Raw genomic sequence first — 12,581 nt, 5'->3', positions numbered from 1 at the left:
TCGTGCGACGTGGTGCGGCGCAGCATCGCGCAGCGGCCTTCGGGCCGTGCGCGGATGGTGGGTAGGAGACAGCGGCGCGCATGCGCCGGCCAAGACGCGCGGCGTGCACGATCGCGCCGCCATGCAGAGGATTCATGTTCACCAAGGGGTAGTCGATGTCTGCGATTGAATCGGTTCTTCACGAAACCCGCCAGTTTGCGCCGCCCGCGGCGCTCGAGCAGGCGGCGACCATTTCCGGCATGCCGGCCTATCGGGCGCTCGTCGCCGAGGCCGAGCGCGATTACGAAGGCTTCTGGGCGCGCCTCGCGCGCGAAGGCCTCGCGTGGCACAAGCCGTTCACCAAAGTGCTCGACGAGTCCAACGCGCCGTTCTACAAGTGGTTCGACGACGGCGAGCTCAACGCGTCGTACAACTGCCTCGACCGTCACGTCGAAGCCGGCAACGGCGAGCGCGTCGCGGTGATCTTCGAAGCCGACGACGGCACCGTCACGCGCGTCACCTATGCGGATCTCCTCGCCCGCGTGTCGCGTTTCGCGAATGCGCTGAAGAAGCGCGGCATCGGCAAGGGCGACCGCGTCGTCATCTATATCCCGATGTCGATCGAAGGCATCGTCGCGATGCAGGCCTGCGCGCGCATCGGCGCGACGCACTCGGTCGTGTTCGGTGGTTTCTCCGCGAAGTCGCTGAACGAGCGGCTCGTCGACGTCGGCGCGACGGCGCTGATCACGGCCGACGAGCAGGCACGCGGCGGCAAGACGCTGCCGCTCAAGAGCATCGCCGACGAGGCGCTCGCGCTGGGCGGCTGCGAAGCGGTGAAGAGCGTGATCGTCTATCGCCGCACCGGCGGCAAGATCGACTGGCATGCCGATCGCGACCTGTGGATGCACGAACTGACGGCTGCCGAATCCGACACCTGCGAGCCGGAATGGGTGAGCGCCGAGCATCCGCTGTTCATCCTGTATACGTCGGGCTCGACCGGCAAGCCGAAGGGCGTGCAGCACAGCACCGGCGGCTACCTGCTGTGGGCCGCGCAGACGATGAAGTGGACCTTCGACTGGAAGCCCACCGACGTGTTCTGGTGCACGGCCGACATCGGCTGGGTTACCGGCCACACGTACATCACGTACGGCCCGCTCGCCTGCGGCGGCACGCAGGTCGTGTTCGAGGGCGTGCCGACCTACCCTGACGCCGGCCGCTTCTGGAAGATGATCGGCGACCACAAGGTCAGCGTGTTCTACACCGCGCCGACCGCGATCCGTTCGCTGATCAAGGCCGCCGAAGCCGACGACAAGGTGCATCCGAAGAGCTACGACCTGTCGAGCCTGCGCATCATCGGCACGGTCGGCGAGCCGATCAATCCGGAAGCATGGATGTGGTATCACAAGCACGTCGGCCAGGCGCGCTGCCCGATCGTCGATACGTGGTGGCAGACCGAGACGGGCGGCCACATGATCACGCCGCTGCCGGGCGCGACGCCGACCGTGCCCGGTTCGTGCACGCTGCCGCTGCCGGGCATCATGGCGGCGGTGGTCGACGAAACCGGCCAGGACGTGCCGAACGGGCAAGGCGGCATTCTCGTCGTCAAGCGCCCGTGGCCGGCGATGATCCGCACGATCTGGGGCGACCCGGAACGCTTCAAGAAGAGCTATTACCCCGAGGAACTCGGCGGCACGCTCTATCTCGCCGGCGACGGCACCGTGCGCGACAAGGACACCGGCTACTTCACGATCATGGGCCGGATCGACGACGTGCTGAACGTGTCGGGCCACCGGCTCGGCACGATGGAGATCGAATCGGCGCTGGTCTCGCACGAGCTGGTGGCCGAGGCGGCCGTGGTCGGCCGTCCTGACGACACGACGGGCGAGGCGGTGGTCGCGTTCGTGGTACTCAAGCGTGCGCGTCCGGAAGGCGAGGAGGCCGCGGCGCTCGCGAAGACGCTGCGCGACTGGGTCGGCAAGCAGATCGGGCCGATCGCGAAGCCGAAGGACATCCGCTTCGGCGACAACCTGCCGAAAACGCGCTCGGGCAAGATCATGCGGCGCCTGCTGCGTTCGCTCGCCAAGGGCGAAGCGATCACGCAGGACACGTCCACGCTCGAGAACCCGGCCATCCTCGAGCAGCTCGCCGAAGTGCGCTGACCGTACCGGTTGCGCATCACGCGCACGAGCCCCTGCGCGGCAATCCCGATTGCCCGCGCAGGGGCTTTTTGTTACATAACGGCATGACCGTTCCGACCCGATCCGCGCCTGCCGCGCCACCGCCCGTTCCCGAGCCGCTCGCGCGTGCCCACGCACGCTACTGGCGCTTCAATGTCGCGCTGATCGCGGTGCTGATGGCGATCGGTTTCGCCGTGTCGTTCATCGTGCCGTTCTTCGGGCCCGCGCTCGCGAGCGTGCGCTTCGCCGGGTTCAGCCTGCCGTTCTACGTCGGTGCGCAGGGCGCGATTCTCGTGTATCTCGTGCTGATCGTCGCGTATATCGGGCTGATGCAGCGCGCCGACCGCACGCTGCGCCGCGCGTACGACGATCATGCGGCGCGTACCGGCCATCCGAACGGCGGGCGCTGATTCATGCTGACGCATCGACTGATCCGCGCGTATGCGCTCTACACGCTGGGGTTTCTCGGATTCGTGCTGCTGATGTGGCGGATCGAGCGCGCCACCGGCTCCGGCGTCTGGATCGGCTACGTGTTCCTGTTCGTGCCGATCGCGGTGTACGCGGTGATCGGGCTGCTGTCGCGCACGTCCGATCTCGTCGAATACTACGTGGCCGGGCGGCGCGTGCCGTCCGCGTTCAACGGGATGGCGACGGCGGCCGACTGGCTGTCGGCCGCGTCGTTCATCGGCCTGGCCGGCTCGCTCTATACGACCGGCTACGACGCGCTCGCGTACGTGATGGGCTGGACGGGCGGGTTCTGCCTCGTCGCGTTCCTGCTTGCGCCGTATGTGCGCAAGCTCGCGCGCTACACGATTCCCGATTTTCTCGGTACGCGCTTTTCGAGCACGGCCGTGCGTGCGCTCGCGGCCGGCGCGGCGATCCTGTGTTCGTTCGTGTACCTGGTCGCGCAGATCCAGGGGATCGGCCTGATCGCGACGCGCTTCATCGGCGTCGATTTCGCGATCGGGATCTTCTGCGGGCTCGCGGGCATTCTCGTGTGCTCGTTTCTCGGCGGGATGCGCGCGGTCACCTGGACGCAGGTCGCGCAGTACATCATCCTGATCAGCGCGATCCTGATTCCGGTGTCGCTGATCGCGATGAAGAACGGGCTCGGCCCGGTGCCGCAGTTCAGCTACGGCAAGCTGATGGAGCGCGTCGCGGCGCGCGAGGCGCAGGTGCGCGATGCGTCCGACGAACAGCAGGTGCGCGACGCATATCGACGACAAGCCGCGGACATCCAGACGCGGCTCGATCGGCTGCCTTCGTCGTATGCGGATGCACGCCGGCATCTCGCCGACCAGTTGGCCGACCTGCGGCGCCATAACGGACCGCTGCGCGAGATCAGCCAGCGCGAGCGCGAGCTGGTGGACTTTCCGCGCGATCCGGCGGCGGCGCGGGTCGCGTGGACGCAGGCGCGTGACGACCTGCTGGCCCGTGCCGAGCCGCCCGTGCCGATGCACGAACCGTTTCCCGCCGCGAGCGATGACGAGCGCAAGCCGCGCGAGCGGAATTTCCTCGCGCTGCTGCTGTGCCTGTCGCTCGGCACCGCGAGCCTGCCGCACATCCTGACGCGTTACAACACGACCACGTCGGTCGCGTCGGCGCGGCGCTCGGTCGGGTGGACCCTGTTCTTCATCGCGCTGTTCTACCTCAGCGTGCCGGTGCTCGCGGTGCTGATCAAGTACGAGATCCTCGCGAACCTCGTCGGGCGGCCGTTCGCCGAATTGCCGGCGTGGGTCACGCAATGGCATCACTTCGAGCCCGACCTGATCAGCGTCGTCGAGGTGATTCGCGATGGCATCGTGCACTGGTCGGAAATCCAGATGCAGCCGGACATGGTCGTGCTGGCCGCGCCGGAGATTGCCGGGCTGCCGTACGTCGTGTCGGGACTGATCGCGGCCGGTGCGCTTGCCGCGGCGCTGTCGACCGCGGACGGGCTGCTGCTGACGATCGCGAACGCGCTGTCGCACGACGTCTACTACTGCATGGTCGCGCCCGACGCATCGAGCCAGCGGCGCGTGACGATCTCGAAGGTGCTGCTGCTCGGCGTCGCCCTGTTCGCGTCGTATGTCGCGTCGCTCAATACGGGGAAGATCCTGTTTCTCGTCGGCGCCGCGTTCTCGCTGGCGGCCTCGAGCTTCTTTCCGGTGCTGGTGCTCGGCGTGTTCTGGAAGCGCACGACGACGCGCGGTGCGATCGCCGGGATGGTGACCGGGCTCGCGGTGTGCGTGTACTACATCGTGTCGACTTATCCGTACTTCACGCAGCTGACGGGATTCGCGGGGCGCACGTGGTTCGGGATCGAGTCGATCAGTTCGGGGGTGTTCGGGGTGCCGGCGGGGTTCGCGGTGGCGATCGTCGTGAGTCTGTTCGATCGAAAGCCGGATGACTATACGCGGGCGCTGGTGGATTACATCCGGCATCCGTGACGCGGGTGTCGTTCGGCATGCTCGCGTGCCTGGGCAGCCAGTGCCGGCGCCGTGACAGGCGGGTCAGAGCGCGGAAATGCCGAGCTCGGCGCCCTTGGTCGTCTGTACCCGGCTGAACTCGCAGCTTCCGTCCGTCATGCCCTTGGCGTTCGGTATCGCGACGCACACATACGCACGGATGCCATGCGGCAGCGCGACGTGGCGAAACTCGCCGACCTTGATCGTCGCGACCCGGTCAACGGCAAAGCGATCGTTGATCGGTGTCGCGCTCGACGGGATCGACATCGTCACTTCCGACGCGGCGTTCCCGGTTTGCGATTTCAGCGTCTGGCTGCTGCCGATCTCTCCGCTGACCGAGAAGCGTATCGCCGCCTGTCCTTCGGACACGCGTTGAACCGTGACCGCGAGCGTCGGCATGGCGATTCCCGCCGCGCATTTGCCGGCAGCGCACTCGCGAACGGAAAGCAGCGTGCGAAACGGGGATGCAGGCTGACCGATGACCGACAGGTCGGTGGACGATCCGCCGTCGCGCAGCGCCTTGTCGACCGGCGGGGGAGAGGTCACCGCGACGGTGGTGGTGATCGACGGCGGCGAAAATGCCGTTGCGCAAGCTGACAGCATCGTCGAAGCGACAATCGTCATGGCGAACCCTGGATTGAATCGCATGGATCTGACTCGCGGAGCTGAAACCTCGGATATCGTCAGAAGAATACACATCTTTAGCGAGCGGGGTGCGGGGTTCGATGTGCGATGGGTGCTCGGTTCAGACGACGCAGCGGACCGGACGAGCGGGCGTGCCGGCAACGGTACGCGTGAGCGCGGCCACGATCTGCTCCGTCGAGCATTGTTTGCGTCTCATCGCCAACCTCCCGTTCCTAACGGGAAAATTGCCGCCGACACACTAACACTCGTTTGTGTCCAGGATTCCTAGAGCAGATCACGGTTCACGCCAGCGGCAACGAGTTAATCGAGAAATTTCCGCACGATCTTCCAGACTCAGCATCAGCTTGAGTCAAGTCGGTAAATATTTCTCGGAATTTTTGGCGCGATCTTTTATTATAATAATTCCTAAATCATGTAATAAATCATTTTTAATGACGCCATGAAAAAAATCATACCGCTTGTATTTTTCATTTTACCCATAACCTCTTTTGCTGATGCATGTGCCAATAGCGGGAACGTATACGACGACTTGTCTTGCACCAACCAAGCCCTGGATAAATCAAAAAAAGAACTCAATTTAATTTATCAAAAACTTTACTCTGCCACACAGTACAAGAATGAATTTGAGCAATCTCAGAAGGCTTGGCTCAATTACCGGGACAAGCAGTGCCTCGGCTATATTGCAGCCGAGGCGTCGCAATCCCAAGGCGCCGGCTCCGGTCTAATCACAAAAGATTGCCTTGTCACGATAACAAAACAGCGGGTTGATTATTTAAGGACTCTTCTCGGGAAATAGTAGCCTGACGTGATGAATTTAATTCGTATCGGAGACGACACCCGGCCACGGATCAAAGTCGAAACTGCTTCTACGTCAATTCGATTCGACGGCCGGTATGTCGCACGCAAAGGCGATCGTGTGTCGTGTCTTCAGCACGCCGAGGCGTCACCCAACCTTATCGAAGAAGGTGATTCGTCTATGACGGACGGTGCTGTTTAAGAGATGCCTATTGGCTTGGTGGAGAAACTCGATTGCTGAGCGCAGCGGGACCGCCTTCTCCCCAATGGGAAGGTGAACGCCGAGCACGATTACATCGCCGTGCCCGAGCTCTTTCAAGATTCGCGCCAGTCGCTAAGGTTCACCGTACAAGGAATTAAGTCCGTGATGACTAGCTGACCGTATTGAGCAGAGAATCTTGCTGCTACGGGATTCAACCTCAGCTCGACGTTTCCGCCTGTCCGCACTTCTTCGATCGCGAACAATTGAGCATCACTCAGGGCAATGGAAAAGGTGTGGCAGACAACACCGCCCCTCTGTGCTGGGAGCCAGCTGAATCGGAAGATCGGGATGCACGTCCCCGCATCGGCTTGACTAGTGCCACATATCGCCGAGTCTCGCGCGCAACGGGCGACTGAAGAGTCCTTGCAACGCTCTTAGCAAGTCGAGGAATTGACGCTTGATGGTCGGCTTGTGAGCCGAAAAACAAAAAACCCCGTAAGTCATTGACTTTACGGGGTTTTTTGACATCATCCTGGCGGAGAGAGGGGGATTCGAACCCCCGATAGGCGATTAACCTATACACGCTTTCCAGGCGTGCGACTTAAACCACTCATCCATCTCTCCGGAAGACCAAGAGTATAGCAAACTCTGGCAGCGGCCCGCCACTCCCTTCCGCAATCGTCAAAAATCCGTCGTCTTCGACTGCCACACCGACCGCGGCTCGCCCTGTGTCAGGTGCCCGCCGGTCGTCGACGACCAGTACGACTTGTTCGCGACATTTCGCACGGTTGCGCGGAACGTCGTTTTCCTGCCGAACAGTTCCGTCGCACAACACGCACCGAGATCGTAGCGGTCCCCCGCTGGGATCGACGTCACGCAACCGCCGAGCGGACCTCGGGGCGAACATGCGATCATCGGCCGTTCGAATGCGTCGTCATGATTCGCGCGTGCCGGCAGCGGCCCGCGTGGCTGAAGACGGCGACGCCATCCCGTTCGCAAGCTCCCTTCAGAAGGAACGCCACGCCATGTCGTTGTCCGCCTTGCTCGCTTTTGCCCTGATCCTTTCCGTCGGCGTCGCGACGCCCGGCCCGACGGTGTTGCTCGCGATGAGCAACGGCTCACGGTACGGATTGCGTCACGCACTGGTCGGCATGCTCGGCGCCGTTACCGCCGATGTCGTGATGGTCGCGCTGGTCGGGTTCGGTCTCGGGATGCTGCTCGAAGCATCGGAAACGGCGTTCGTCACGCTGAAGCTGGCCGGTGCCGCGTGGCTTGCCTATGTCGGTGTGCGGATGCTGCTCTCGTCCGGCGGTCGTGCTGCCGCGCGGGCAGTCGATCAGGCGACGCCCGATCGACGGACCGCATTCCTGAAAAGCTTTTTCGTCGCAATGAGCAACCCGAAGTATTACCTGTTCATGTCCGCGCTGCTGCCGCAGTTCGTCGACCGGTCGCACGCGATCGCGCCGCAGTACGCGATCCTCGCAGCGACGATCGTCGCGATCGACGTCGTCGGGATGACCGGCTACGCGCTGCTCGGCGTGCACTCGGTGCGCGTGTGGAAAGCGGCCGGCGAGAAGTGGCTGAACCGCGTCAGCGGGTCGCTGCTGCTGATCCTCGCGGGATATGTCGCGTTGTACCGCAAGGCCGCGAACTGACGCGCCGATGCTTCCGGCACACGATCTCGGCCAACCGGCCCGGCGATGAAGCCGATCGAGCGTTTCGCGCTCGAAACGCACGACGGTCCGTACGAAACGTGGCCGTCGCGTACCGCCGTGCTCGTGAACGGCGAGCGCTCCGGCCTCACGGTTTCCGGTTACGTACTGCTTCGCCAGTTCGAGACGCCTGCCGCTTATCTGCTCGTCACCGACTACGACTGCCTGTTCGAGGAGGCCGTCACGTTCACGCTCGTGTCGAAGGATCCATTGACGGAAATCGCGCGGCGCACGGTCGGCGCGATGTATGCGTCGTGCCATCTGGACGACCTCGCGTGGGCCGATGACCGGCATTTCAGCGCGACGTTCGTGGACATCGACGGACGATGGGATTTTACGATTCGTGACCGATCGGTGCCGTTCATCCTGCCCAGGCTCGGGATGATTCGCGTGCGGGATCGGTAATGCGCGATCGATGCCCGCGAGGGGCTTGGCCACGTGTGTGCGCCGTCTGAAACCCGCTCAGACAGGCGGTTTCATTTCTCTTTCGCATTGATCCGACATGTAAGTTTCGGCGCGTCCGAATCTCGCGTGGCCAGCCCGCATCGCGGCAGGAGTGGCGGCGCTCCTGCATGACGTTCGTTCGCCACCTTACAAAATGAATGGAAATTGAAAGAATTCCTTCCCTTGACGCAAGGCGCTCGGGCCATTTATTGTCCGTCTGCCGCCCGTGAGAGAGCACGGCGGCAATCGCGGATGCGCGCCACGCGCGCACGACAACACGCAGCAGAAAGCAGAAAAGGAAACGTGGTAGCCACATGAAGCCGCTATTCGATGACAAGAACTCCGATGCGGTCAGCGATCGTCCTTCCACCCCGTCTTCGTCACCCGCCGCCGTGCCTGCCGCCGCCGTCACTGTGTCGGCCGCGCGCCCGGCGGAGAATGTCCGCCTGATCACCGTCGACGAGATCGACCAGCTCGGCGCGACGCAGGGCACGCGGATCGCCGCTTTTTCCCAGCAGATTCTCGCGAGCGTCCGTGCGTCGGATGCCGACCAGTTCGGTGACAAGCTCAACGAACTGATCGCGACCGCGAAGGGGCTCGATCCGCGCGGCGCCGACAAGGGCGGGCTGCTCACGCAGGTCACGCGGCTGTTTCGCTCGACCAAGGAGAAGCTGCTGTCGCAATACGAATCGGTGAGCAAGCGGATGGACACGCTCGTCGTCGAGCTCGAGAGCCATGCGCGGCGCCAGAAGGCCGGTATCGACGAGCTCGAGCGGATGTACAACGACAACTACGCGCTGCACCAGGAGCTCGCGCAGTCGAAGGCGCACGGCGAAACGGCGCTCGCGACGCTGCGTGCGCATCTCGCGGCCGGCCAGCAGCCGGCGGACGACGCGTTCGCCGCACAACGCCTGCTCGACGTGAAGCGCAAGGTCGACGCGCTCGAAAGCAAGCTCGACGACCTCGACCGCGCGATGCTGATGTCGAAGCAGCTCGCGCCGCAGATCCGCATGGAGCAGGACCAGAAACGCACGCTGACGTCGAAGTTCATGACGATCAAGACCGTGCTGATCCCCGCGTGGACCAATGCGTTCGCGCTCTACCTCGAGCAGCTCAGCACGAAGCGCGCGGCGGCACTCGCGAACGCGACGTACGACGCGGCCGACGAGGCGATCCGCGCGCAGGCCGACCTGAACCGCCAGAACGCGCAGGAAGTCGCGAAGCTCGGCCAGCGCCCGGTGATCTCGACCGACACGTTCGAATACGCGCAGCAGCAGCTGTTCGGCGCATTCGACGACATCACGCAGATCATCGCCGACGGCAAGCGCCAGCGCGAGCAGGACGCGCCGCGCCTGCGCCAGCTCGAACAGGACCTGATCACCCGATTCGCTCCGAAGCACAACTGAGAGAACTGAGAGAACACCGCATGATTACGCTTGAGAAACGCGCGGCGAAGGTCGCGATCGTCCTCGAAAAACGCCAGATCCTGAAGCCGCCCGTCGTGCGCGTCGGCGCGGCGCTCGACATCTCCGGCTCCGCGAAGCCGCTCTACCAGTCGGGCGTGATCCAGGAGACGCACGACCGGATCCTCGGCATCGCACTGAAGTTCGACGACAACGGCGAAGTCGACACGTGGACCTTCACCGAAGGCTACAACCGGCTGCCGACCGCGACGCCGGACAACTACGGCTCGTACATTTCCGACCACGTGCTCGAAGCGCGGATCGACAAATGGGGCGGCACGCAGTACGCGCCGGTGATGAACGACATCGTCGACTTCTTCTTCCGCGCGCCTCAGCCGTCGCCGCAACGCGAAGAGAAGCGCGGCTTCCTGAGCCGGCTGTTCGGCGGCGCGGACGAGACGCCGGCACCAGCGGCTTCCGCGCCGGTCAACGGCCATCTGCCCGCATGGGTGCTGTTCGTCACCGACGGGCAGAACCCGAAGAACGATCGCAAGCGCGTGCGCCAGCTGCTGGCCGAGTCGCAGCACTACCCGCTGTACTGGTCGCTCGTCGGCGTCGGCGACCCGAGCGAATTCGGCTTCCTCGCGGAAATCGCGGAAGAGATGCCGAACGTCGGCTTCCTGCATCTCGAATCGCTCGACATCAGCGACGAACAGATCTACGAACAGTTGATCACGCAGGAATTCTGCGACTGGGTGCGCGCGAAGTAAGCGCGGCCCGCACGTCATTTTTTCCCGAAACTCGAAACTCCACATCATGTTGAAAGACTTCAAGATCCCGCTGTCGCTCACGGCGCTCGCACTGGTCGCCGCGTATTTCCTCGGCGGCGTGAAAGACATGCTGATCGTCGCGGTCCTGTGCGTGCTCGAAATCTCGTTGTCGCTCGACAACGCGGTCGTCAACGCCTCCGTGCTCAAGAACTGGTCGGAGAAGTGGCGCAACCGCTTCATGGTGTTCGGCCTGCCGGTCGCCGTGTTCGGCATGCGGCTCGTGTTCCCGCTGCTGATCGTCGCGGTGATCGGCCACATCGGCATGTGGGATGCGCTGACGCTCGCGATCGAGTCGCCGGAGAAGTACGCGGCGATCCTGACTTCCGCGCATCACCAGGTGTCGGCGTTCGGCGGCGCGTTCCTGCTGATGGTGTTCTTCAAGTTCATGCTCGACACCGAGAAGGACGAGCACTGGATCGGCTTCCTCGAAGGCCCGATGCGCCATCTCGGCCGCATCACCGCGCTGGAAGTGGCGCTGACGCTCGCGATCGTGATCGTCGCGTCGTTCTACGTGCCGTCGGCGGAACAGGTCGCCTTCCTGCTCGCGGGCGCGTTCGGCGTGATCAGCTTCGTGATCGCGCACGGTATCGGCGACCTGATCGGCGGCGAGGAGACGGGCACGCGCGTGGTGCGCGAAGGCGTCGCGGGTTTCATGTATCTCGAGGTGCTCGATTCGTCGTTCAGCTTCGACGGCGTGATCGGCGCATTCGCGCTGTCGAACAACATCTTCCTGATCGCGCTCGGCCTCGGCGTCGGCGCGGCCTATATCCGGGAGATGACGCTCGTGCTGCTGAAGAAGGGCACGCTCGCGCAATATCGCTATCTCGAGCACGGCGCGTTCTGGGCGATCGGTGCGCTCGCAACGATCATGTTCCTCGGCGTGAAGTTCGAAGTGCCCGAGGTCATCACGGGCCTGGTCGGCGCGGCGATGATCGCCGCGGCCGTGTGGTCGTCGATCGTCGTGCAGCGCAAGGAAGACCGCACCGCGGTGGCCGGCGAATAAGCACGCGCCGCGCGCGGCACGCAAACCATCAACGAGGGGGCCGCGCAGGGCGGCCCGGCATTGCCGCCGGCGCAACGGCGGTTCCAGCAGAAGAGGTTCAGATGATCAATTTGTCGAAAGGCGGTCGCGTCAACCTGTCGAAGGAAGCGCCCGGCACGCAGAAATTCCGCATCGGTCTCGGTTGGGACGCGAACGCGACGGACACGGGCACGGATTTCGATCTCGACGTGTCGGTGTTCCTGTGCAAGTACGACGCGCAGAGCAATCCGAAGCTGATCTCGGATCAGCATTTCGTGTTCTACAACAGCGAAGTGCGCACGATGGAGCGCAAGGAAACCTTCATCCAGCCGGGCGACGATTTCCCGAAGCGCGGGATGCCCGCGTCGAAGTGCCTGGGTGTCGTGCACAGCGGCGACAACCGCACGGGCAGCGGCGGCGGCGACGACGAAGTGATCTTCATCGACGTGACGAAGCTCGCCGCGGACATCGAGGAAATTTCGGTGGTCGTGACGATCGACCAGGCCGAAGCGCGTCGCCAGAATTTCGGCCAGGTGCGCAACAGCTACATCCAGATCGCCGACGAGGTGTCGGGCGCGGTGATCGCGAAGTACGCGCTCGAGGAAGACTTCTCGATGGAGACGTCGGTGCAGGTGGGCAGCTTCTATCGCCGCGACGGCCACTTCATGTTCAAGGCGGTCGGCGCCGGCTACAACCGCGGCCTGGGCGACTTCGTGCGCGCGTACGGCGGCGCGGTCTGACTGGCGGCAGTCCGGCCGGCGGGACACCGCCGCGCCGGGCAGGAAGCAGCGATGACGAATCCGTCCGACGAGCCGAAGCGGCTCGAGTTCGATACGACGCCCGAGCGCACGCCCGGGCGTCTTGCGTTCGACGCGCCGCCTGCGGCCGCGACGACGCAGGGCGCGCGCGCGCCCGAGCGGCCGGCA

General features: G+C 64.0%; 12 protein-coding genes, 1 tRNA gene and 1 pseudogene. 11 read left to right on the top strand and 3 right to left on the bottom strand.

The annotated features are described in order from the left end of the window. Positions 1–155 precede the first annotated feature (155 nt). The 3 genes from acs (at position 156) to DPV74_RS27925 (ending at position 4,585) form a co-directional block, all read left to right on the top strand. Entirely contained in the window at positions 156–2,138 is a 1,983-nt protein-coding gene (gene acs / locus DPV74_RS27935) for an acetate--CoA ligase (RefSeq protein ID WP_119338362.1), read from the top strand. 83 nt (positions 2,139–2,221) lie between these two features. Further along, complete coding sequence (locus DPV74_RS27930) at positions 2,222–2,566, top strand: DUF4212 domain-containing protein (protein ID WP_021163615.1); 345 nt, start codon at positions 2,222–2,224, stop codon at positions 2,564–2,566. Between the two features lie 3 nt (positions 2,567–2,569). Beyond that, on the top strand, positions 2,570–4,585 hold the full coding sequence (locus DPV74_RS27925; protein WP_119338361.1) for a sodium:solute symporter family protein: 2,016 nt from the start codon (positions 2,570–2,572) through the stop codon (positions 4,583–4,585). Between the two features lie 63 nt (positions 4,586–4,648). On the opposite strand, the gene DPV74_RS27920 is transcribed toward DPV74_RS27925, so the two are convergent. Then, positions 4,649–5,302 carry a hypothetical protein gene (locus DPV74_RS27920; RefSeq protein ID WP_240440030.1) on the bottom strand — a complete coding sequence of 218 codons (654 nt, stop codon included), beginning with the start codon at positions 5,300–5,302 and terminating at the stop codon, positions 4,649–4,651. Between the two features lie 385 nt (positions 5,303–5,687). Between DPV74_RS27920 and DPV74_RS27915 the strand changes: the two genes are divergently transcribed. Both DPV74_RS27915 and DPV74_RS27910 read left to right on the top strand, forming a co-directional pair. Then, positions 5,688–6,044, top strand: a complete 357-nt coding sequence (locus DPV74_RS27915) for a lysozyme inhibitor LprI family protein (protein WP_119338359.1) — start codon at positions 5,688–5,690, stop codon at positions 6,042–6,044. 9 nt (positions 6,045–6,053) lie between these two features. Continuing rightward, the gene (locus DPV74_RS27910; RefSeq protein WP_119338358.1) at positions 6,054–6,245 is read left to right on the top strand and encodes a PAAR domain-containing protein; all 192 of its coding nucleotides are present in this window, start codon (positions 6,054–6,056) and stop codon (positions 6,243–6,245) included. A 533-nt stretch (positions 6,246–6,778) separates the two neighbouring features. On the opposite strand, the gene DPV74_RS27905 is transcribed toward DPV74_RS27910, so the two are convergent. Together DPV74_RS27905 and DPV74_RS27900 are read right to left on the bottom strand one after the other, a co-directional pair. Then, positions 6,779–6,869, bottom strand: a tRNA-Ser gene (locus DPV74_RS27905). Positions 6,870–6,926: 57 nt separating this feature from the next. Continuing rightward, positions 6,927–7,115: pseudogene (locus DPV74_RS27900) on the bottom strand (hypothetical protein); the annotation flags it as partial. Positions 7,116–7,270: 155 nt separating this feature from the next. On the opposite strand from DPV74_RS27900, the gene DPV74_RS27895 reads away from it, so the two are divergent. The 6 genes from DPV74_RS27895 to DPV74_RS27870 all read left to right on the top strand — a co-directional run bounded on the left by DPV74_RS27895 (position 7,271) and on the right by DPV74_RS27870 (position 12,395). Further along, positions 7,271–7,900 (top strand): LysE family translocator, encoded by a 630-nt coding sequence (locus DPV74_RS27895; RefSeq protein ID WP_119338357.1) that lies wholly within the window; start codon positions 7,271–7,273, stop codon positions 7,898–7,900. Between the two features lie 45 nt (positions 7,901–7,945). Next, positions 7,946–8,362: a hypothetical protein gene (locus tag DPV74_RS27890; protein WP_119338356.1), complete on the top strand. Its 417-nt coding sequence runs from the start codon at positions 7,946–7,948 to the stop codon at positions 8,360–8,362. 353 nt (positions 8,363–8,715) lie between these two features. Continuing rightward, positions 8,716–9,807, top strand: a complete 1,092-nt coding sequence (locus DPV74_RS27885) for a toxic anion resistance protein (RefSeq protein WP_119338355.1) — start codon at positions 8,716–8,718, stop codon at positions 9,805–9,807. A gap of 20 nt (positions 9,808–9,827) precedes the next feature. Further along, positions 9,828–10,574 (top strand): VWA domain-containing protein, encoded by a 747-nt coding sequence (locus tag DPV74_RS27880; RefSeq protein ID WP_027786910.1) that lies wholly within the window; start codon positions 9,828–9,830, stop codon positions 10,572–10,574. A gap of 46 nt (positions 10,575–10,620) precedes the next feature. Then, positions 10,621–11,637 carry a DUF475 domain-containing protein gene (locus tag DPV74_RS27875; protein ID WP_027786911.1) on the top strand — a complete coding sequence of 339 codons (1,017 nt, stop codon included), beginning with the start codon at positions 10,621–10,623 and terminating at the stop codon, positions 11,635–11,637. A gap of 101 nt (positions 11,638–11,738) precedes the next feature. Next, positions 11,739–12,395, top strand: coding sequence for a TerD family protein (locus tag DPV74_RS27870; RefSeq protein ID WP_021163605.1), 657 nt, complete (start codon positions 11,739–11,741; stop codon positions 12,393–12,395). Positions 12,396–12,581 lie beyond the last annotated feature (186 nt).

It is taken from the genome of Burkholderia sp. HAN2018, from assembly GCF_024704855.1.
GTDB classification, from domain to species: domain Bacteria; phylum Pseudomonadota; class Gammaproteobacteria; order Burkholderiales; family Burkholderiaceae; genus Burkholderia; species Burkholderia cepacia.
This window is presented reverse-complemented; position numbering and strand designations above follow the sequence as displayed.